Here is a 22820-nt window from a genome sequence, read left to right as displayed (position 1 = left end):
AGGGAGCTGTTTGGAAACATTTGGAATAGGGCAGTATAAGAGGAAATTGCTTCAGAAATGCAAATATGTCCTTCAAAAGGAAATGGATTTATACTGGTAGTGGGGAAGGGCCTTTGCAAACATGGACCTAAGATTTGTCTCAGTAGATTGAAGTCCTGGACTAATACAATGTAAGGTATCATTAAAATAACCTGACCCCATTGTTGGACTATATGTGGGCCAGGTTTATAGTATGTTACAGACTTCTTATATTATCAACTAAATTCTCATCTGATCTTGTACCATAGGGGTCTATGGCGATATATGCCGGCAACTCTTTTACAATGATCCTAATGATTGTTTCTTCTTGGTCAATAGTGTTCGATTCATAATACAACATAGTATTGTCATCTTTTACTGTGGAAGGATGTACAGTAAATACTCCGATTCTAATGGGTTCATTGATTGATATTTGTTTGATCTCTCCACTCTCCAATGTTTCAAAGCGTTTAGCCTTTATTTTTGAAGTAATTTCAAAAGTTCCATTTGTCAATTTTTTATAGGAACTTTCTTCAATTCCTAAATCATATGTAATTACTTTTTTAAACCAATCATCAACAAGGCCCTGTTGTTTTTGAGTAGTTACTTTATAAATTTCGTCCAATAACTCAATTGAATTGGCCTCTAATTTATTGACAGAACGATGTCTGTCTGTTATTGTTTTTAGGGCTCTGTTTACTTTGTCTTCACCTATTAAATCTCTTAAGGCAAGCATTACAGTTAATGCTTTTCCGTATGAAATATAACTCTGTCCAAATACTTTATAAACCGGAGGTTCTGTATCTCCCTCAAATGTTCTTCCCGTAAAATACCTGCTCCGAGCATTCTCACTCAATGTGTATAATGCCCTTTTCCCATACATTTTTTCTAAAACAACGGCTTCTGTATATTTTGCAAATCCTTCTATAAACAATGAACCACCTGCAACAGGTTTTGCCGACAATGTATGTCCCCACCACTGATGTGCGACTTCATGTATGGTTCTCTTTGCTACTAAATCAAAAGTCTCATCATCACTGACATCTGATAAATACATTCTGTCCTCCGTCATACTTATAACTCCAGGGTGAGCAAAACCTCCAAATGGCCAATGAGCCGGAACTTCTGCTATTCGAACATGGTCAAATTGATATGTCCCAAAATTATCCTGACAGTAATCCAATGTTTGCTTTATACTATTTTCAATTTTTTCGATATTAAAATCGTGTTCTTCAACATAATATTGCTCTATTGAAATTCCTTTGTAATTCGTTTTCTTTGTTTTATATTTTGCAGAAAAATAACCGGCTACAGGCATAATTTTATCAGTAGACTTATAGTGAAAATAGTTTCTGTTATTCTCAGACCATTCTTTTATTAAACTACCAGAGCTAATGGCAATTTGATCACTATCTGTGGAGATAATAGTTTCGAATCTCACTTTTTCAAATTTAAAATCTTCTAATACAATATGAGCATCTGAATTATTATCATCTTTACGTTTTGGTAAATTTCTTTTTTTACGCTTGGTTTTATTTGAAATCTCTAGCCCTGCAGCATAACCTAAAATTGGCTGAAAACTACTAAATCGATTGATATAAGTGCCATTACTTATAATTGAGACATCTTCTTCATAGCCTTTTAAATCCTTTTTTAATTCATACGTAAAACTTACGGAATCATTGGGTTGCAAAGGCTTATCAAATTTAAATAAATACGTTCCATAAATGGAATCGTAGATCGGTAAACGAGTCTTTTCCATAGTGACATTCTCCAGAGGAACTCTTTCTGTTATAAAAATTTCAGCCAGCGGTTGCTCACTATTATTTTTTAAAATTACATTGGCAATAACCGTATATAGTCTCTCTTTTGGAAAGAGGGCCACTTCGGTTTTTACCGATATACGAGATGGTCGGTCTAAGCGCTCATATTTCTTGAATTTTCGTTCATAATTTTCTTTGAAATCAAGATGATCATTAGAGGTTTCATACACAGAAACGATATTTATATTATAAAAAACCAAACTTCCTGCGCCAACAAAGAGTAAGATACAACTTGCGAAAGTTACTTTCTGAAGAGGTGTCCAACCATATTTCAATTGCTTTAACTTTACAGATAACTTGGTAGTTGTACCTCTATTCCAAATCTTAAAAGAGATAAGGGCCAATAAGAAACCAAAAGCCAACCAATACAAGGCTAGATGATCATATAGGTTTGAAAGCCCATTAAATCCATCCATATTATTGTATTGAACTCTTGGAATGAATCCAAGACTTGTTAGTGGATGTTCCAATCCAAGCATATTGGATTTCAAACTTAAAAAAACAATCATCCCGAAAATCCCCATTCCCATATATTTGCTTTTCACAAAACTATTTACAAATAAGGCAATCATAGAAAACACAATCAGTTGTACCCCATAGTGATAATATAAGGAAGCATACAAATTAAATTCGAAGTTTGTGTAGTTTAAGCTAATTTGAAAAATCATGCACAACATGACACCAATAGTAATTAATATCATTGGCAATAAAATCAATGCCGTAAATTTCGAAACAAAAAACACCCAGTTTTTTACCGGAGTCGCATCTACGATTAAGTTGAAATTTAAACTGCGCTCTTTCCATATGATTTCTGAACTGTAAAAAATGATCAAAATCAGGCTGAATAGGGTCAGAGGATCAACAATTAAGTCTATTAGTTGATTTGTAAAAGGATAAACACTTACGCCATATTCTCCACCACTAATTACCGTTGAATACAACTTTGAGAACACAATAAACAACCACATTAATAAAACAGCAACAAATGGAAGGCTTTTAAAAATATTTTTTAATTCTAATTTTAAAAGTGAAAAGAATGCTAATACTTGTGCATTAAAATTGTGCACACTCTTTTTGGGACGATATGTTAATGGTTGAAACTTTTCAGTTCGCTGTTTTGATTCTTTTTTTGCTTTTTTAGTAATCTTTCTAAATGAGAAGACTGAATAGGTAATCAATAATAGCCCCAAAGCAATAGCAATCCAAATAACCCTATTGATCAAAAACAGTCCGGAAAATGATAATAATTGTGTGTTTTTTTGAAAAGGGGTCCAATATTGCGTCTGCTCAAAAAATGCAGCAATTCCAAATGGATCTGCAATAGCAGCAATGGCCATACTTTCAGGCGAAGCTGGAACTGCTTGTGCCAACAATGGTGAATTTAAAAAGATTGAACTCACAAAATACAGCATATAAACAAATACCGCACTTACATAAGTAGCTGTGCTGTTTTTAGTTAATGTACTTACAGAGAATATAATTGAAGCACATATGAAAATGTTTGGAAGTACAATATATAACCATGGTTGCAGGTAGGTCATTAATCGAAATTCTGCAATGCGCTCTGGATCTAAATCGGAAAAATGATTACCCAATATATATCCCAATAGATAAGGTGAAAAAGCCAGTACACTAAATATAAATGTCCCTAAAAACCGACTCCAGAAATAATCTGACTTTGTTATGGAAGAACTGTAAATTAATCCTTCCATATCGTGTTGTTTATCTCTAAGCATTGCGCTAATGGCAAAAAACATGATGATAAACACACTGCCTAATGTAAAAAGGCTGGTGTAAAAATATATTTGATATACGGAGTTAAAGTTGATTCCTCGTGGAACGTACCCTTGTCTGCCGACAAATACTCCTAATGCCAAAAATAGCAGTGAAAATATTGGGAAGGCCCGTTGCTTGAGCTGATAGAAAACTTCGAATTGTAATAAATTTTTAAACATAATTTAGGCTTTGGAATTATGATTGAATAATGTTGTAAAATAAAAATCTTCTAAATTTGGGTTGATCATATCAAAACCAGATTCAGGTTTATGGTCTGACAACACTCTAATCTGAGTTTCTCCGGAAACCAATTTTGTAGAAATTACGTTGAAGGCCTTTTTAAACAAATCAATATCTCCTTTAGGGATGATTTTGGTCCAGATTTTCCCTTCGATATTTGCTACCAGATTTTTGGGATTTCCTTGAGAAATAATTTCTCCTTCAGAAAGTATGGCCATTTTAGGGCATAAGTTTCTTACATCTTCTACAATGTGTGTTGATAAAATGACAATCACATTTTCGCCTATCTCACTTAATAAGTTTAAAAATCGGTTACTCTCTTCAGGATCTAACCCTGCAGTTGGTTCATCTACAATTATAATTTGTGGATTTGCCAATAGGGCTTGTGCAATTCCAAAACGCTGACGCATTCCTCCTGAGAAAGTATACACCGATTTTTTTCGGTGCTGATATAAATTAACCTGTTGTAATAAGGCACAGACCTGCTCTTTGCGATCCTTTTTGTTTAAAATTCCTTTAAGTACTGCCAGATGATTCAATAATTTTTCGGCGGATATTTTGGGATACACCCCAAATTCCTGAGGTAAATATCCCAGGTTCTCCCTTACGTATTGAGGTTTTGCAATTATATCAACCTCGTTAAAAATAATGCTTCCTTCACTGGGTTCTTGTAAGGAAGCAATTGTTCTCATCAAAGAGGATTTCCCTGCTCCATTGGCGCCCAATAACCCAAACATACCGTTGGTGATTTTCAGGTTGATCCCATTTAAAGCTTTTACACCATTAGGATAGGTTTTTGTTAGATTTTCTATAGTCAACGTATTCATGGCTGTTTGTTTTTAGGGTTGTTATTTTCTTTTTGCTGTGACTATTCCGTCTGATTGATTGGGATGCACCTTGGAATGCTTCTGATTCTTTGAAGCTAATTTTCTCTCTAATGGTCTTCGATCAAAGGCAATCGGATCTAAAGTACTTTCCAGTTTAATTTCTGAGCCGGAAATTTTATCTTCGAAATTTGTCACAAACTTGATGCTCTTACCTTTGCTCTGAGGATCAACCTGATCATCAAGCACATAAAAGGTTTCAAATACATTGGGGTGGATAGGATTCAACCATTGTGTATAAGCGGGGAAATTGGCAAACAAAGAATCATTCCTGACAATAACCTCATAAGTTCCATAGCCTTTATGGCTGTACAAGCCTTTATACTCAGATAAACTATGGGCAGTTGCTGCGGTAACGATTGGTTTGACTTCTTCAGTCTTCATTTGTTTTTCGATTAGCTTTTCCAACTTTCCGATCCAATCAGTTTGAGGTATATCCAAAAATTGATCAGCAATAATATTTGTGATGATCTGGGGTACACCTGATCTGTTCTGGTTGCTCAATACCACAATGCCTAAATCATCTGCAGGATAAAATGCTACATTAGCCGTGAACCCATCAATATTTCCTCCATGATCTGCACGATAATGTCCTTTGTAAGATGAAAGGAACCAACCGTAGCCATAATTAGCCATAAAGCTGCCAGGATTGGAGTCTCTTGGCAATCTTCCTGATATCACCATTTGTGAACTCATTGCCTCTTTAACATATGCCGCCGGTAGTATTTGCTTCCCGTTGTATTGTCCGTTATTTAACCATGCAATCATCCATTTAGACATGTCGTTCGCCGAGCTGTTAATTCCTCCGGCCGGATTCATCATCCCAATATCTTTGTAGTCAATTTCAGTGGTTATACCATTTTCAAAATAATAACCAACAGCTGCTTCTTTGTTGTTTTTTAATCCTTCAATCTTGGCACTGGAATTTTCCATTTGCAAGGGTTTGAACAGGTTCTCTTTGATGTTGTATTCCCAACTATTACTTGTAAGTCTTTCCGCTACAACACCTTGAACAAAATACATGAAGTTGTTGTATCGAAATTTTGATCTTAGGTCATAAACAGGTTCCTGATAGGCTATTCGAGCCAAAAACTCATCTTGTGATTCGGTTGGAAACATTTTCCAGGCTGCTGAATGGCGCGGAAGTCCTGTCCGATGGGTCATTAAATCTTTGATGGTTATTTGAGTGTTCATTTCAGAATTAAAGAATTTCAATTCAGGAATATATGTTCTTGGAGAGGTTTCAAAATCGATTTTTCCTTGGTCTCGTAATAGTCCCATTAAAGACGCCGTAAAAGCTTTAGTGGATGAGCCGATGGCAAAAATCGTGTTGCTGGTTACGGGAGTTTTATTTTCAATGTCACTAAATCCAAATCCGTTAGCATAAATGATATCATTGCCCTTAACAATTGCAACCGAAAAACCAGCCGCTTTAGAAACGTTCAATACCTTTTCAAAGTTCTCTTCAAGAGATTTGATTTTATTATTAAGAGCTTCATCATTTGATTGGGCAATTACATTTGTTAAGCATAATAAGGCTAAACAGAATATTTTTAAAATTTTCATAATATCTAATTTTATATTGTTGTTCGTTTTATAGTTTATCTGAAACGTCTTTTGTTGTTCCACACATTGCCGTTAGAGGCATTTAGTTTAATCCTGATGTTTCTATTGTTTAAGGTGCTCATGATTTTTAGTTTAAATTTGATACAAACATAAAGTGAAGGGCTAGGGCATTCTAATTAATATGATATACAGTATTTTTATGATGCCATTCATAGAAAAAAATAGCATCAATCGCGTTCCTCCGTAAAAGGTTGGTGTTTGGACTAATTATGTTAGTGTTTATCAACTGTCTTATCCAGAGAATTAAACACGGCTAATTTTGAAGTATGTGTCCCTTTAAAAAAAAGAGAAGCATTTTTAATGGTCTTTATTCTTTGTTAGATGCTACTTTTCTTCAATGTCTTTAATTACCCATTCGAGTACTTCATCTACACCTTTTTCATGTTTTTCCCATTTTGGAATAATTAGGATATCGGGCTGAACTCCTTCGGTATTGACTTCTTGTAGGCGAAATAGTCGTTTAGTATATGTAATTATAAGATTAGAATTAGGTAGATTAAATTGACCTAAATCTTGATAACCATTTGGATTAGCCCCAGTAGGTTCACCTACAATTTTAGCATTAAGTAGCTGCCTAAATTGTAAAGCGTTAACCATTGCAGCCGAATAGGTTTCTCTATTAGTCAGAACATAAACCCCAGATTTCCAGTCGATGCAATCGGCAACATTTAACCTCCTTGCCAGTATCAGCCCTATAAAAAAATTACCTCCGTAATTATCGCGTAGATCAATTATTACATTTTGTAAGTTATGTTTCTTTATGTTTTCCAACAAGTCTTCTGTAAAGCTATTCATTTCCACTTCGTTTGGATATCCTTTAAAATTGACATAAACAGTTAAAGAATCTCTTAATGACGTGTACCACAGTTTTTTTGTCTTATACGATTCTGGTCGAGTAAGATTTGGGTATTGAAAAACGATCTCTTTATATTCAGATTCTTCGTTTTCTTCTTTAGTCAGAGCTTCTAAAATAATTGATTCGTAATTGCCTGCATCATCCGCAAAAGTAAAAGTGGCTTTATCTTTTTGTTTCACGATGTCTAATCCAAACAAAATTTCTGAGATAATTAGGCTATTACATGTCTTGTCCATAGAAGATTGACGGTTTTCGGTAAATGGAGTGAGCTTGGATACCTTTTTGTAAATCTCTGAAATAGGCATTCCATCAATTCGTATAAGTTTTTTACCAAGTAGATAATCATACTCTTTCTTAACTTTTATTACTCTTAACACATCACCAAAATCAAATAAAGTAATAGGATACCTATGAAGTTTCATTGGCCATAAAGGAATGGCAGTATGACCATCACCTTTTCCTCCGCCTATTTTATGTGTCAATTTCATTAACGCTAAAATCACCTGAAAGTGATTCAATTGAGGGAGTTGTTCTTTTATTTTTTGAATTTCTAATATAAATTCTTCTTTGCTAATCAAATGATAGAGATCAATATGACTATCTTCTAGTGTTTTATGATAAAAATCAATATCAGTAATCCATTTGTCGACATCGGCTTTTTGGCAATAGCTAAAATTCCCTAGATAGAGTATTGCAAATATTGATAATAGCAATTTCATTTATTTTGAATTAAATGTTCAATTTGCACCTAACCTTTTCTATAACTATAGTTTCGAGTTAAGGGGGCGAGGGTTTTTCCAGGAAGATTACACGCTGTATACTTTTGAAGTCTTCTGGTTAATACCAAAATCGAGTCATTATTTTTAAACATTGTTAAGTACTTTATTTTTCCAAACTTAAATTTGCTATATCTCTGGAAAGATTAAAAGCATTTTGGCGCGTTCCAAAACTATTAGACAATGCAACGGATACAATTTTTCGGTCTAAAAAAATAGAGAAAAAAGAACTTGTTCCGGGTTGAGTTCCTCCATGCTGGATAATTTTCCCATATTTTGGATCATCATATACAGCCCATCCAAAACCATAAGGGTCATCACCTATTGCTGGTGCCATGTCATCAGTTGCATTTATCATCATTTCTAAAGTAGTACTTTCAATGAGCTTGTGATTAAGAACAGCCTCTCCGAATTTAAGTAAATCTTTGACAGTGGATTGAACACCTCCTGCTGGATATATAATACTTAAATCGGTATTTGGACTTTTTATATATGTAGATCCTACTTTAATATTCAGTCGTGATTTGTTATTATATTTTTGTTTAGATTCTTCTATACTTGTATTTAACATTCCTGCTTTATCCCATATGTTTTTTCTCATATAGTCCCCATAACTCATTTGGGATACTTTTTCAATTATTGCGCCTAAGACCGTATATCCATACGAAGAATACATGTATTGAGTACCCGGTTCAAAGAATAGCTCTTTATCCTTAAATGCATCCAGTGTATTTACTAATGTTGGATAATGAGTGAATGAAAGTGCATCCCATTTTGATGCATAATGAGAAATCCCTGAAGTGTTTTAGCAATTGCCTTATAGTGATATCGCCTTTAGCTTTTTTTGGAAATTCTTTTAAATATGTTTGAATAGGTGTATCTAACTCAATCAGTCCTTTTTCGTACAGTTGCATCATTGCAATTGCAGTCATGGGTTTAGTAATAGAAGCTATCCTTCCCAGCATGTTGCTATTTGTTCCTTTTTGGTCAGCTTTATTAGTAAAACCTGCTCCACTCATATAAGTTCCACAATTATCTATATATAGGCCGGTAGTAACTCCCAAAAAATGGTTAGAAGCCATATGTTCATTGATAATTTTATTCGCCTTACTTTCCAATTCATCATTTAAAGTCAACGAAGAATCTTTACATTTGAAATCAATTTCGCTTTGGACTTCAGGAATTTCGACTTGACTGAACGGGTTGAATGACAGGGGTTCAATAATCCAAGTAACTCCTATTGTTAAAACGAGAATAATCAATAATAATATATTCCTTTTTTTCATTAGTTGTATTTAAGGTTATTTTAATCTGACGATATAGCATTCTTTTTTTTACGATGATTACTCTTACTTAATAGTTATTGTTGCTGAAGGGGCTCTATTAAAAACTATAGGATCTAATGTTTGCTCTAAAGCAATTTTTAAACCAGTAATATTACATTCAACATTTGTCATAAAAGTAATTATGGAGGAACTGTTCTAATTCTCAATTTGATACATTTATTTAGGTGATTGTGCTTCCAATTCTTTTAAATAATCAGGAATTTTAGAGTCGTGTTTTGGTTTTTTCTGTAACTCTTTTAAAATGCTAATTTGAGCAACTCTTTTGGCATCAGCAGCATCACAAGGAATGTCTGGCTTAACTCCTACTACCTCCCAAGATTCATTGGAAACAGGATGATAATAACGGGTAAAAGGAATAAAAGCTGTAAACCCTTGTGCCATTTCAAACGGGCGGATTCCGTGTCCACCTCCGTAGGTGTTTTTTCCAACTATTGTAGCGCGTTTATGTCCTTGTAAAGAAAAACTAAACATTTCTGCTGCTGAGAACGTGTGATCACCCGTTAAAATATAAAGAGGGATGTTTTTAAGTCTTTCTAAAGTAGTTGTAGGAATAATAAAATTACTTGGGTCAGTTGAATTAATTCTCACATCTGCTATAGTCGACCAAGCTTCTCGTTTGGTATCTGTAGCACGAGTATAATTAACAGTTAATAACATAGGCTCTTTCATAAAAAAACCGGCCAACATAGCAACCGTGTCTGGAGAGCCACCTATGTTATTGCGTAAGTCAATAATGACAGCATCCGAATTTGCAGCGAAAAGCATTGCAGAAGTAATTAAACCTCCTGAATATGATGGAGGAATAAAGCGGTTGAACTTTATGTAAGCTATATTACCATTTAGGTGTTCCATTTTTTTAAAAGAATAATTATCTTTAGCGATGTGGTCATAAGATGAAGGCATCATAAGGCGTTTTCCGGCTGGTTCTGCTGCCATAATTCTAAAATGTTTGTCATTGCTCCAAGTTACTAAAAGGTCAGAAAGGTGATTGGCAAGCGCATTTTTCTCTTTAAAACGGTCGAAATTTCCTTTTCTCAATTCTTTCAATAAATTTTTCTTTAGCATAGGTGCTTTCTCTCCAATAATATAATTCACAGCAATTGAGTCCGCTAGGTCTTTTACCATTTTATGAACTTCGTTCAGCTCAATAGGTTTTGGCTCTATGGGTCCTGATTGCATTCCCATTCGTTGCCCATAAATTAGTCCAATACAAAGTGTTAGTAATGCTGTAACAATTATTTTTCTCATCATTATATATTTAAATTGATTATGAAGCAAATAACATATCAAAGGCTAATTATAAAAATAATAGATGATGAATCAAGGAATAATCACTTCACACACAACTTTAAATGAAACAAACTATGGTTTAACTAAAAAAGAACGTTGTTTGTACTAATTATGATAGCGTGTATCAATTTTCTTGACAAGACTGTTTAACAATGTTACTTTTGAAGCATGATTTCATTTTTAAAAAAATACAAGGCGTTTTTTATTGGACTAATTATAATTCCAATTTTCTATTTGTTAGAATATGTTGGTTTAATAATAATTCCGGAGGGTAGAATGTTAAATATTATTCCTTATGCAATATTTTGGGGATTAGTAATTGCTTTACCAATTCACTATTTCAATCATTCTAAAAAGAATAAGAAAACTGTAATTAAAGGAGTTAGTTTACTTTTGCTGCTCATTATTACTCTTGTAATTGATTCAATAATGAAATTGCCTGACAACCCAATAACCTTTATTCTTATAATGGGATTTTGGATTGGTTTAACCTATATGTTAGTTCCCACTTTTATTAAAAAATATTGGAAGTTAATTGCACTTATTTATGGTCCACTGCTTTTATATTTTCTTTATTTAAGATTGTTTTCAGGAGATTTAGAAGCCTATTTAAAAATTAAAGTAGATTCCTATTTTATTATTTTCTTTTTACCAATTCCGGTATTATTTCTTATTTGGATTTTTGAACAATGGAAATGGGTAAAAAATTTAAAAGCCGAAAAATCTAAAACAGAATTGTCATTATTAAAATCACAAATAAACCCTCATTTTTTCTTTAATACACTGAATAATTTATATGCTCTAACAATTAAAAACTCAAAACAAGCACCAGATGTTATTTTAAAATTATCTGATATGATGCGCTATACCATTTACGAAGGTGAAAAAGAAATGGTAAAGCTCGGAGATGAAATTGATTATTTAAACAACTATATAGAACTACATAAAATTCGTTATAAAAAGGCCGTAGAGATTACTTTTAAACACGAAATAGATGCCAGTTTATCCATAGCGCCACTTTTGTACATCATTCTGTTGGAAAATGCAGTTAAGCATGGGATTGAAACCCTTACAGAAAATGCATATATTCATATCAATTTATATGAAGATAAAGATTTCATCTATTTTAAAATAGAGAATAATTTTGATCCGAAAGAAATAAGTGAAGCCAAAGGTATTGGGCTTACAAATCTAAAACGTAGATTGGCTTTAATTTATCCGAAAAAACACGAACTAACTGTTGACAAAACCAATAATATTTATAAAGCAACGTTAAAAATTTCTAAACATGCTTAAATATATAATCATAGATGATGAGCCTTTGGCACATGAAGTTATTGAAGAATTTTGCAGTATGTTGCCTCATTTACAATTAGAGAAGAATTGTTATAATGCTATTGAAGCCATGCAGTATTTGAATGAAAACACTGTGGATTTTATGTTTTTAGATATAAACATGCCAAAATTAAGAGGTTTGGACTTTTTAAAAACCCTCACATATCCACCAAAAACCATTATTACAACGGCTTATAAAGAACACGCCCTGGAAGGTTTTGAATTAAACGTTGTTGATTATATCTTAAAGCCTTTTAGCTTTGATCGTTTGGTAAAAGCTGTAAATAAAGTTTCAGAAACACAGACATCAAAAACCATCGTAAAAGAGGTTGTTGGTTCAACAGATAACATTACTCGCTTTTTTGTAAAAGGTGATAAAAAACACCATCAAATTGATTTGAACGATTTGTTATATATAGAAGCTTATGGAAATTACACCAAGCTGTTTTTGAAAGATGAAATGATTGTGAGTCATGAAAAAATATCTCACTATGAAGATTTATTAAATGCTGCTGATTTTTTGCGCGTTCACAAGTCATTTATTATTGCTATTGATAAAATAAAATTCATAGAAGGAAATAGAATTTTAATAAATGAGCATAAAATACCGATTGGTCAAACATATAAAAGCCGTATTAATAAGCTTTATAATAATTAATTTCCATTATTAAACCGGCAATCAATCAAATCGAAACGCATGTTTTCTTTCAATAAAACGTTTCTTATGACTATTTGAAGAAGTCTGATGTTCAAATGGAGGCCTGGTCTCCGTTTGCAGCAGGCCGTAATGAAATGTTTAAGAACAGGGTCCTGGCTGATATTGGAAAAGAACATAACAAGAGCAACGCTCAGGTCATCCTAAGATGGCATTTCCAGAGAGGTGTTATTGCTATCCCCCGATCGTCCCAAAAGGAACATATGATTGAAAATTTAAATATTTTTGACTTTGAACTGAGTAAATCGGATATGCAAACTATAGCTAAACTGGATTTGAACAAGACACAATTTCCGGAGTGGGAATAATGATAACTAACTTTAAGTATAAATTTTATAAGGCTGTGCGTGATGAACAAAGATGATCGATTAAATATAGTAAAGGCAAGTTGGCGACTGCACGATGAGGTAGAGAATGCTTACCTGGATCACCCTGCCAGGAGAGGTGATGATGAATGGCTGGAGAAACAGCGAATCCTTCTTGCAGATATGGCCTTACATCTTTTACAGACCTCAATCAAACCCGGCGAAATTGAATTAGACAAATTGCGGGATAACCTGTATTCCATTTTAACCATTTCGGATCAGTTTTTACCTGAATCAGACCTAAAAAGCACAACTGAAAAATTATATGACAATAATGTATAAATGTTTAATGATTAATAAGTTCGAGGCAGTTTTGCCCTTGAAATGAATTCGAAAAACAGCTTTTATCTCCTCTAAATTATCTAAAATAAGCTCGATGACTGAATAATACGATCTCTTTAATTCAATAAGTCTTATTTTTAGTTTCAAATTATCAAAAAAACCATGATCTTTAGCGTTTTTTACATTGAATGAGATTTAGTTTTGCTCATTTATAGCATAAAATTTCATCATGTTTATTAGATTAAACCAATCCTAGATGACTCAAAAAAAATCTGAGGCAAAACGCCTGGCAGTTGCCGAGACCTATAAAAACTGGAAAAAATGGGGCCCGTATTTGGCCGAACGGCAATGGGGAACGGTTAGGGAAGATTATAGTGAACATGGCCATGCCTGGGATTTTGTAGATCATGAAAAAGCACGAAGTAATGCCTATAGATGGGGAGAAGAGGGGATAGCTGGCTTTTGCGATTCTCGCGAAATACTATGTCTTGCGCCTGCATTTTGGAATGGCAAGGATGCTATTTTAAAAGAACGCCTGTTTGGCCTTACCAACAATCAGGGAAATCATGGAGAAGATGTTAAAGAACTGTATTTTCACCAGGTATCTTCACCAACCCACTCTTATTGCAAGTACCTCTATAAATATCCTCATATGGAATTTCCATATAGCGATCTGGTTAAAAACAACAGGCGTAGCCGCGAGGAACCGGAATATGAGTTACTTGATACAGATGCCTTTAAAAACAGTGCTTATTTTGATTGTTTTATTGAATATGCAAAAGCCGGTATTGATGATATTTTAATGAAAATCACTGTGGTGAACAGGGGTTCCAAAACTGCAGTTTTACATGTGCTTCCTCATCTTTGGTTCAGGAATTTTTGGAAGCACAACAAGAGGTTTACGCGCCCGAACATGAAAAGTATCAGCAAAGACTGTGTTGAATCGAAAAATATTAGAAATGGGAGGTATTTTTTATACCATGAAAACGGCAAGCAGTTATTCTGCGAAAACGAGACAAATAATAAAAGAATTTACAATGTCCCAAACCTGGTCGATTATGTAAAAGATGGTATCAATGACCATGTGGTGAATGGCAAATCGAGTGTAAATCCTAAAAAGAATGGCTCAAAGATGGCTATTTGGCATAAGTTCAAATTAAAGGCAGGTGAGGAAAGGACCATAAGGCTGAGACTCAGTAAAAAGAAATTAAAAAACCCATGGATTGATTTTGATACTGTATTTACCCAGAGGATCACCGAATGCGAAGAATTTTACGCTGACCATATCAAGAATGACCTGCCGATAGCTCACCAGTCAATAGTAAAAAGTGCATTTTCAGGATTGTTATGGACAAAACAATTCTATTATTACGATGTGTTCAAATGGCTTTTTGGCGGACCGGGTGAAGTAAAGCCAAATCGTCATAATCCAAGAAATTTTAGTTGGCAGCACCTTACCAACAGACATGTCATATCAATGCCTGACAAATGGGAATACCCCTGGTATGCGGCCTGGGACCTTGCATTTCACATGGCGTCATTTGTAGAAATCGATCCTTATTTTGCTAAAGAACAGTTACTACTTGTGTTACGTGAGAGTTATATGCATCCCAATGGCCAGATTCCGGCATACGAATGGAATTTTAGTGATGTAAATCCACCGGTTCATTCATGGGCTGTTTGGACCGTCTATGAAAAAGATAAAAAGCAAAGTGGCAAAGGGGATATCAATTTTTTGAAAAAAGCCTTTCAAAAACTCCTTATTAATTTTACCTGGTGGGTCAATCAAAAGGACAAAAGCGGCACAGACCTTTTTGAAGGAGGGTTTTTAGGCCTTGATAATATTGGTGTTTTCGATCGGAATCACATGCCTCAGGGTATCAAAAGAATGCAACAGGCCGACGCCACCAGCTGGATGGCAATGTTTACCCTTAATATGCTGCGTATGTCACTTGAATTGTCAAAGACCGACAGTTTCTATGAAGAGGCGGCAGCTAAGTTCTTCAGGCATTTTTTAAACATCGCCTGGGCCATGCACCACATAGGGAAAAGAGATATTTCACTATGGGACGATGTTGACAATTTTTACTACGATGTTGTCGAAATGTCAAGTGGTGTGACCGATCGTTTAAGGGTCAGGTCATTAGTAGGTATCATTCCGTTATTTGCCGTTGAGATCCTTCATAAGGATCTGTTTGAAGAATTAAAGGAGTTTAAAATTAGAGCGAAGGAAATCGTGAGGACAAGACCTGATCTTGCTTCGCTTATTTCACGAATTGAAGAGGTCAATAAGGATGGGAATTATTTGTTTTCGCTGATGCGGGGATTTAGATTAGAACATGTGCTCAAACGCTTGCTGGATGAAAATGAGTTTTTATCCGATTACGGGATTCGCTCCCTCTCAAAGTATCATGAAAAACACCCTTTTGTATTTGAGCACCACGGACACCATGAGATTCAATATGAGCCTGGCGAAAGCCGTTCGAATATGTTTGGTGGTAATTCCAACTGGCGCGGGCCTATTTGGATGCCCTTGAATTATATGATCATTCAGTCTTTACGCAAGTATTATGCTTTTTACGGTGATCAATACCTGTATGAATTTCCAACCGGATCGGGGAACAAAATTAATTTAAACCAAATTGCCAATGAACTGTCCAAGAGGTTGATCAAGCTTTTTGAACCCAATGCAGAAGGAAGATTTCAATACCACGCTGATGACGCCAACAAGCTTTTCTCAAAAGATAAACACTTTAAGAACCAGCACTTCTTTTATGAATTTTTTGATGGTGACAATGGCAAAGGCCTTGGAGCCTCTCATCAAACGGGATGGACTGCACTAATTGCTAATTTAATCATGGAAATGGAGGAGAATTGAACCTATAAACTTGAATCGGTCAAGTTGCTTTATGGCGAATGTATTTGATTTTGGAATTGTGGGCAAATTGTCAGATCCAGAACTTTACAGGGAAATAAAAAGCAGAAAAACATGGAAATTCAGTTCCGGAAAATCCATGATACGCTGTACAAACTGTTTTAAAAATATAATTTTGATGTTGAACTTAACCGAAACGATTTTAAACATGAGCTGCAAAAAATAAAAATGATGACGATAAGGCAAGTGCAAAAAGAAGATAATCCGGCTTTGGCGCGCATGATAAGAGCTGTGTTTGAGGAATTTAATGCCCCAATAGCCGGTACGGTTTACTCAGATCCAACAACTGATGAGCTGTATGAATTATTTCAAATTAAAAAGGCTGTTTTATGGGTTGCCGAAGAAAACAAAAATATGCTCGGTTGTTGTGGAATTTACCCCACAAAGGGACTTCCTGAGGATGTTGCGGAATTGGTTAAGTTCTACCTTCCAAAAGAATCAAGAGGAAAAGGCCTTGGAAAAATTTTAATGGAAAAAAGTATTGATTCCGCCAGGGAATTCGGATATTCAAACATCTATATCGAAAGCATGCCTGAGTTTTCAAAGGCTGTAAGCATCTATGAAAAACAAGGGTTTTATATGCTTAAGAACCCTATGGGAGAATCAGGGCACACTGGTTGTAACATATGGATGCTAAAAGAACTTGATAAAGATTGATCATGCAGCGCATGATGACTAAAATGACTAAAATGATTAAAGACAAAACAAGCATAAGACCGGTGATCAGGAAAATTGGTACGATCGAAAACAAAAGCCCGGCCGAGAGATTTCAAAATCTCACCCTGCGGCCCATCATTAAGCTTCAGCATGAATTATTGGTTGCATTTTTCGAAAATTACCTCAAAAAAAGAAAGATTGATTTCTCCGGGTTGAGTGAATTGGAAAAGCATGAGGTCATATCAAAAGCTTTTAAGAAGGACAACTTGTTTAAAACTGAAATCAGGGCCTTGGTCCTGGGTCATTTTACTTTGGAAGAATACAGTGTATATCAAACAATAGCTACAGATGCTAATAAAAGAATCATAACCATGATTGAAGAAAGATTACAATCTGTAACTTTATGAGTAAATAGATAAAACAAGAAATGGGACTACAACGAAGTTGAACGGATAGACATTCAAAGAATTTAAATTGATTATTTATGAAAAAGGATTTATTTGACAAAGTGGGTTTTCGTTGTGGAGAAGTCATGAAAAACCGATTTATGCTTGCACCGATGACCAATACCCAAAGTCATGAGGATGGTACCTTGTCTGAGGAGGAATTCCATTGGTTAACAATGCGTGCAGAGGGGGGCTTCGGACTTACAATGACCTGTGCGAGTCATGTTCAGGCCAATGGAAAAGGATTTCCAGGGCAACTTGGCATATACAGTGATACCCATATTGAGGGCCACAGCAGATTAGCCAAGGCTATTCAAAATGAAGGAAGTCTTGCTGTGATACAGCTACACCATGCCGGAATAAGGTCTCCAAGAGACTTGGTGGAGGGTGATCCGGTTGGGCCTTCAGATCATAAGAAGTCTAATTCACGTGCTTTAACGCTGGATGAAGTTTATCAACTCCGAGATGATTTTATTGCCTCGGCTAAACGAGCTCAGTTATGCGGCTATAACGGAGTGGAGATCCACGGGGCACATGGCTATATACTCTGCCAGTTTTTAAGTTCAACACATAATAAACGCAAGGATGCGTATGGAGGGTCCCTGGAGAACCGTTCTCGTTTGCTCTTTGAAATTATAAAAGGGATTCGATCAGCATGCGGATCTGATTTTCTTATCGGGGTACGGCTCTCGCCTGAACGATTCGGTATGCGTCTTGAAGAAATCATAACGATTTGCAAATTATTGATTGACCAGGGGTTCACAGATTTTCTCGATATTTCTCTCTGGGACGTTTTCAAGGAGCCCGAAGATCCAGAGTATAAGGGGAGGTCGCTTTTAAATCATTTTACCGGGCTTGAGATGAAGGATGTCCGTTTGACGGTTGCCGGGAACATTCGGTCGGCAGCCGACGTTCACTCCGTGATTGATGCCGGGGTTGATTTCGTCTCTATTGGGAGGGCTGCTATCCTGCATCATGATTTCCCTTTAAAGGTGCGCGATCATGCTGACTTTGTCCCTGTCTCGCTTCCTGTTTCCCAAGACTATCTGTCTGGTGAAGGACTGGGCGTGAAATTTATAGAATACCTAAAAAAATGGCCGGGTTTTGTAGTACCCTAAATAAAAAAAGGCAGAACCAGCGGGGCATTGAACCTCTTCAATTCATTAGGCTCATGAAAAGAATATTTTTTATACATTTGAGAAGTTGATACAAACAAGCACTTTTCATAGAAGGACCTTGAGCACATCTTTATGTGTTGCATTTATGATGTTCTTATACCATCAAGGATTCTCTCAGGCAGCCGAAACGGGTTTAGCCTCTTTTTATAATGATACATTTGAAGGAAAAACAACTGCCAATGGCGAGGTCTATAAGCGAAATAAAATGACTGCTGCCCATCGCACCCTTCCGTTTGACACAAAAATAAAAGTGACCAATCTTGCGAATAAGAAATCAGTAATAGTAAGGGTAAATGACCGTGGTCCCTTTGTAAAAGACAGGATCGTTGATCTTTCAAAGGAAGCTGCCGTCAAACTTGATTTTATTGACAAAGGGGTTACCAAAGTAAGGTTGGAAGTTTTGAGAAGTAAGTAAAAGACAACTTATGTTGCAATCATAAAAGCCGGAATCAAAATTGACAAAATTTAAAACCTGTGTTGGGGCAGAATCTGAGGGATGGAAAAACAGATATAGAGTTTTTAAATAGTGCTTGTATAAAAAATGAACTAAACAGAAATGAGCAACATTGATTGGATAGGTTTTATCGGGGTTTTTCAAATACTATTGGCCTATATGCTCAATGTATTGGGAAAAATTTCCAAGGATGATATATCTTTTATGCTATTGAACCTTATAGGAGCCGGTATGGCCTGTTATGCGTCCATACTCATGAATTATATGCCTTTTGTAGTGTTGGAGGGTATTTGGGCCATAGTATCACTGATTTCATTGATTAAATATGGTGCAAAGAATTTCAGGCTTGATTAAAATGAAAAAAAATACCTTTTTTACACGGCTGGAATCAGAATTATAATGGTAAAGCAGAGCTATAACATTGGTTTTTAGGTTAAACATCTATCTGTTTTAAACGAACTTTCTTTTCGCAACATTTTTAAATTACAGAATGAAAAAAACACTGGAAGAAAATAATAGAAGAGAATTTCTTAAAAAATGCGGCCTGACTACAGTTCCGTTTTTGCTTCCAACAGCCGGATTAGATGCCATGACATTGTCGTCAGATGAAACAGGCAGCCCAATTGGAAACGAGATTGTCAACTTTATATACGATGGCCTGAATTTATCACCCCGACAATATATTGATAAACTTAGAGACATTGACCTTGCCAACAGAATTGAACCGGACTTTTATGGGAAAGGCGGATCAACTCAGCTACTCGAAGATGAATTCGCAAGACTTACAGGAAAGGAAAAGGCCATGTATTTGCCTACAGGTACCATGGCTAATCAATTAGCAATTAAGCTCCTAAGTGGAAAAAACACAAAGGTCATTGTGCCTGAAAATTCACATGTATTCAGGGATGAGGCCGACGCAGCACAAAGTGTACACGGCAAAAGACTTGTTCCGGTTGGTCATGATCAACCTTATTTTGAGCTTAAAGATTTGAAAAGTTCGATTGACTATATGAAGCAAAATGAGGTCTTTCGAAGTGGATTAGGCGCTGTAGTCATTGAAAACCCTGTTCGTCGTGCTAATGGAATGGCTGTGCCCATAGAAACAATCAAAGAGATATCGGCTTATTGCAAAAAGAATGGGATCAAAATGCATTTAGACGGTGCTCGTATTCATTTGGCAATGGCTTATACCGGTATATCCCTAAAGGAATATGCCTCCTGTTTTGATACTGTTTATATATCTTTATACAAATACTTAAATACGACCGGAGGAGCAATTCTTTGCGGCGAGACAGCAATTATTGATCAGCTTGCACATCAGATCAAGATTTTCGGGGGAACCGTATTTCAAAGCTGGACCAATACTTCTATGGCCCTGCATTTTCTGGAAGGGATTGAATTGCGTTTGAAACAAGTGGTGGATACCGCCGGAAAATTAGTAACCGAGCTCAATAAAATAGAAGGTTTGAAAATCAGCGCTTTAAATAATGGAACAAATATTTATGACCTTTCATTAGCCTCACATATCAACTCAAAAGAACTCAGTACAATTTTGTATAAAGAACATGATATCTTGTTAAGACCTTCTGAAAATGGTCTTCTAAGGTTGGCCGTGAATGAAAGTTTGCTTTTAAGGGATTTTAATGAAATAGTGCATGCCTGGAGGGCTGCCATTAAAACATTTTCGAAATAAGAGTTCTGAATCAGGCTTTAACAATAGATTCTTATGATGAATGGCATGAGTTTATATTACCTATCGAATAAAAAATATTTGAAATAACAGGTCTAACTTAATTTTTTTAAGGTGATCTTATTATTAGATTCAACTTTAAAGGGTAATGGTTATATTTGTCAAATGAAAAAATTGATCGTAATACTTATGTTTTCAGTTCCGCTTTTTGGGACCGCACAAGAGAGTGAATTGGGAAATTGGTGGATGTATTTTGGAAACATGAAAATTGATTCAAAATGGAATTGGCACAGTGAAGTACAATACAGAAATTATAACTTTATTGGAGATCTTGAGCAATTGCTGTTAAGAACCGGAGTTGGTTATAATTTATCTGAAAACAATAATAATATATTGTTGGGTTACGGATATATCCTGAGTCAGAATTATATTGACGGGACAGACGAAAAATACGACGTCAATGAACACAGGATTTACCAGCAATTCATTACAAAGCAGCAGTTTAAAAGAGTTTACCTGCAACATCGATACCGATTTGAACAACGGTTTGTTGAAGATGATTTTAAGCTGCGTTTCAGATATTTTCTTTCATTGAATATCGCTTTGAGCAATAAGGAAATTATAGATAAAACGCTCTACCTTTCATTGTATAACGAGATTTTCCTGAATTCTGAGAATACTATTTTTGACAGGGATCGGCTCTACGGTGGGCTCGGATATAAATTTTCAAAATCGCTGCGAGTGGAACTGGGTTATATGAATCAGTTTTTACCTGACACAAACCGGGATCAATTGAATATGATCGCCTTTATTAACTTCTAGGGTCCATGCCAATACCGTTTTTAAATACGACATCCTGATAACAATTTGAATTTGTTTTGCTAAATTTAACTTATTGAAAGCAAAACGAAACAATATAAAGTAGCATCAGAGTAATTTTCTAAGGGTAACTTTCAGGTTGAAAGCCAAAATCAAAACGAAACAATATGCAGATTCAAAAAATATTTGAAAGTAACAAGGCTTGGGTTAAAGACAAACTGAATCTGGATCCTGATTATTTTAAAAATCTTTCTAAGGGACAAAATCCTGAGGTGCTTTATATTGGTTGTTCTGATAGCAGGGTTAGCGCGGAAGAGTTAATGGGATTGGATCCCGGCGATGCATTTATCCATAGAAATATTGCCAATATGGTTCCAAATACTGATTTGAGTTCCATGTCTGTAATTGATTATGCAGTTGTTTACCTTAAAGTAAATCATATTGTGGTTTGCGGACATTATTATTGCGGAGGAGTAAAGGCTGCTATGCAATCTCAGGATCTGGGAATTTTAAACCCCTGGCTCAGGAATATCAGGGATGTTTATCGAATTCACAGAATTGAATTGAATGCCATTGACAATGAAGAGGAAAAATATAAAAGACTGGTTGAATTGAATGTGCAGGAGCAATGTATTAATGTGATTAAAACAGCTGAAGTTCAGTACGCCTATAGAGATAGAAATATTAAGGTCCATGGTTGGGTTTTTGATATTCATTCAGGGAGGTTAATCGATTTAAAAATTGATTTTGAAAAAATCCTTAGCGAAATCACAGAGATCTATAGATTGTATTAGTATATGTGGATACACTTTTTTGGCCTGGGCTTCTTGATCTTTTCAAAGAGAAAAGTCACATTTAAAAAGTATAGATAGGTGTCAAACATTTAATATTAACTATAAAATTTAAAGTCATGAAAAAAAACATGGGAAATACTGATAGAATTATCAGGGTGGTTGTAGCAGTAGCTATTGGAGTGTTATACTATGCAAATATTTTAACGGGTACTTTGGGTATCGTGCTTTTGGTGCTGGCGGGCGTTTTTCTATTAACCAGTGTCGTTGGTTTTTGCCCACTTTATACTCCATTTGGAATTAGCACTTGTGAAGTAAAAAAAGAATAGCTTTGGATAATCCAACCATCTTGATGGTATATGGCTACATACTTATGACTGAATATTTATTTAAGTTAAAAATTTAATATTTAGCAAAAAAATATAGCTAATTTAGTGCCCTGAAAAGCATCGATGAGATAGTATTCAATTGTAATTAAACTGGCTGAATGCGCTTGTTTAATGCGTATATTTTAAAAC

Annotated in this window: 19 protein-coding genes and 1 pseudogene; 14 read left to right on the top strand and 6 right to left on the bottom strand. The window is 35.2% G+C overall.

The features are described 5' to 3' along the window. Positions 1-235: 235 nt before the first annotated feature. From AABB81_RS05030 to AABB81_RS05005, 6 genes and pseudogenes are all read right to left on the bottom strand, one after another. Entirely contained in the window at positions 236-3796 is a 3561-nt protein-coding gene (locus AABB81_RS05030) for an ABC transporter permease/M1 family aminopeptidase (RefSeq protein ID WP_342159052.1), read from the bottom strand. Between the two features lie 3 nt (positions 3797-3799). Then, on the bottom strand, positions 3800-4684 hold the full coding sequence (locus tag AABB81_RS05025; RefSeq protein WP_342159051.1) for an ABC transporter ATP-binding protein: 885 nt from the start codon (positions 4682-4684) through the stop codon (positions 3800-3802). A gap of 21 nt (positions 4685-4705) precedes the next feature. Beyond that, a complete protein-coding gene (locus AABB81_RS05020; RefSeq protein ID WP_342159049.1) occupies positions 4706-6307 on the bottom strand; it encodes a serine hydrolase in 1602 nt (533 codons plus the stop codon). A 384-nt stretch (positions 6308-6691) separates the two neighbouring features. Next, positions 6692-7942, bottom strand: a complete 1251-nt coding sequence (locus AABB81_RS05015) for a S41 family peptidase (RefSeq protein ID WP_342159047.1) — start codon at positions 7940-7942, stop codon at positions 6692-6694. A gap of 163 nt (positions 7943-8105) precedes the next feature. Then, positions 8106-9081, bottom strand: a pseudogene (locus tag AABB81_RS05010) (serine hydrolase domain-containing protein). Between the two features lie 420 nt (positions 9082-9501). Continuing rightward, positions 9502-10593 carry a S41 family peptidase gene (locus AABB81_RS05005; RefSeq protein WP_342159046.1) on the bottom strand — a complete coding sequence of 364 codons (1092 nt, stop codon included), beginning with the start codon at positions 10591-10593 and terminating at the stop codon, positions 9502-9504. A 210-nt stretch (positions 10594-10803) separates the two neighbouring features. Here AABB81_RS05005 and AABB81_RS05000 point away from each other — a divergent pair, with 210 nt between their 5' ends. The 14 genes from AABB81_RS05000 (at position 10804) to AABB81_RS04935 (ending at position 22631) form a co-directional block, all read left to right on the top strand. Next, a complete protein-coding gene (locus tag AABB81_RS05000; protein ID WP_342159045.1) occupies positions 10804-11931 on the top strand; it encodes a sensor histidine kinase in 1128 nt (375 codons plus the stop codon). Beyond that, positions 11924-12628 (top strand): LytR/AlgR family response regulator transcription factor, encoded by a 705-nt coding sequence (locus tag AABB81_RS04995; RefSeq protein ID WP_342159044.1) that lies wholly within the window; start codon positions 11924-11926, stop codon positions 12626-12628. Before AABB81_RS05000 ends, AABB81_RS04995 begins: the two co-directional genes overlap by 8 nt. 74 nt (positions 12629-12702) lie before the next feature. Next, positions 12703-12993 (top strand): aldo/keto reductase, encoded by a 291-nt coding sequence (locus tag AABB81_RS04990; RefSeq protein ID WP_342159043.1) that lies wholly within the window; start codon positions 12703-12705, stop codon positions 12991-12993. Positions 12994-13035: 42 nt separating this feature from the next. Then, the gene (locus tag AABB81_RS04985; protein WP_342159041.1) at positions 13036-13332 is read left to right on the top strand and encodes a hypothetical protein; all 297 of its coding nucleotides are present in this window, start codon (positions 13036-13038) and stop codon (positions 13330-13332) included. Positions 13333-13588: 256 nt separating this feature from the next. Then, positions 13589-16210, top strand: a complete 2622-nt coding sequence (locus AABB81_RS04980; protein WP_342159040.1) for an MGH1-like glycoside hydrolase domain-containing protein — start codon at positions 13589-13591, stop codon at positions 16208-16210. A gap of 225 nt (positions 16211-16435) precedes the next feature. Continuing rightward, complete coding sequence (locus AABB81_RS04975; protein ID WP_342159039.1) at positions 16436-16924, top strand: GNAT family N-acetyltransferase; 489 nt, start codon at positions 16436-16438, stop codon at positions 16922-16924. Between the two features lie 32 nt (positions 16925-16956). Next, positions 16957-17331: a glyoxalase gene (locus tag AABB81_RS04970; protein ID WP_342159037.1), complete on the top strand. Its 375-nt coding sequence runs from the start codon at positions 16957-16959 to the stop codon at positions 17329-17331. A gap of 77 nt (positions 17332-17408) precedes the next feature. Next, positions 17409-18488, top strand: coding sequence for an NADH:flavin oxidoreductase (locus AABB81_RS04965; protein ID WP_342159036.1), 1080 nt, complete (start codon positions 17409-17411; stop codon positions 18486-18488). Between the two features lie 145 nt (positions 18489-18633). Continuing rightward, a complete protein-coding gene (locus tag AABB81_RS04960; RefSeq protein ID WP_342159035.1) occupies positions 18634-18963 on the top strand; it encodes a septal ring lytic transglycosylase RlpA family protein in 330 nt (109 codons plus the stop codon). 141 nt (positions 18964-19104) lie between these two features. Further along, positions 19105-19356 carry a CBU_0592 family membrane protein gene (locus AABB81_RS04955; protein WP_342159034.1) on the top strand — a complete coding sequence of 84 codons (252 nt, stop codon included), beginning with the start codon at positions 19105-19107 and terminating at the stop codon, positions 19354-19356. 136 nt (positions 19357-19492) lie between these two features. Continuing rightward, positions 19493-20695, top strand: coding sequence for a threonine aldolase family protein (locus AABB81_RS04950; RefSeq protein ID WP_342159033.1), 1203 nt, complete (start codon positions 19493-19495; stop codon positions 20693-20695). A 162-nt stretch (positions 20696-20857) separates the two neighbouring features. After that, the gene (locus AABB81_RS04945) at positions 20858-21514 is read left to right on the top strand and encodes a DUF2490 domain-containing protein (RefSeq protein WP_342159032.1); all 657 of its coding nucleotides are present in this window, start codon (positions 20858-20860) and stop codon (positions 21512-21514) included. A gap of 164 nt (positions 21515-21678) precedes the next feature. After that, positions 21679-22305, top strand: a complete 627-nt coding sequence (locus AABB81_RS04940) for a carbonic anhydrase (RefSeq protein WP_342159030.1) — start codon at positions 21679-21681, stop codon at positions 22303-22305. A 116-nt stretch (positions 22306-22421) separates the two neighbouring features. Further along, positions 22422-22631, top strand: a complete 210-nt coding sequence (locus AABB81_RS04935; RefSeq protein ID WP_342159028.1) for a YgaP family membrane protein — start codon at positions 22422-22424, stop codon at positions 22629-22631. Positions 22632-22820 lie beyond the last annotated feature (189 nt).

Origin of the sequence: Lutimonas vermicola, assembly GCF_038433205.1 — a bacterium.
GTDB classification, from domain to species: Bacteria; Bacteroidota; Bacteroidia; order Flavobacteriales; family Flavobacteriaceae; genus Lutimonas; species Lutimonas vermicola.
This window is presented reverse-complemented; position numbering and strand designations above follow the sequence as displayed.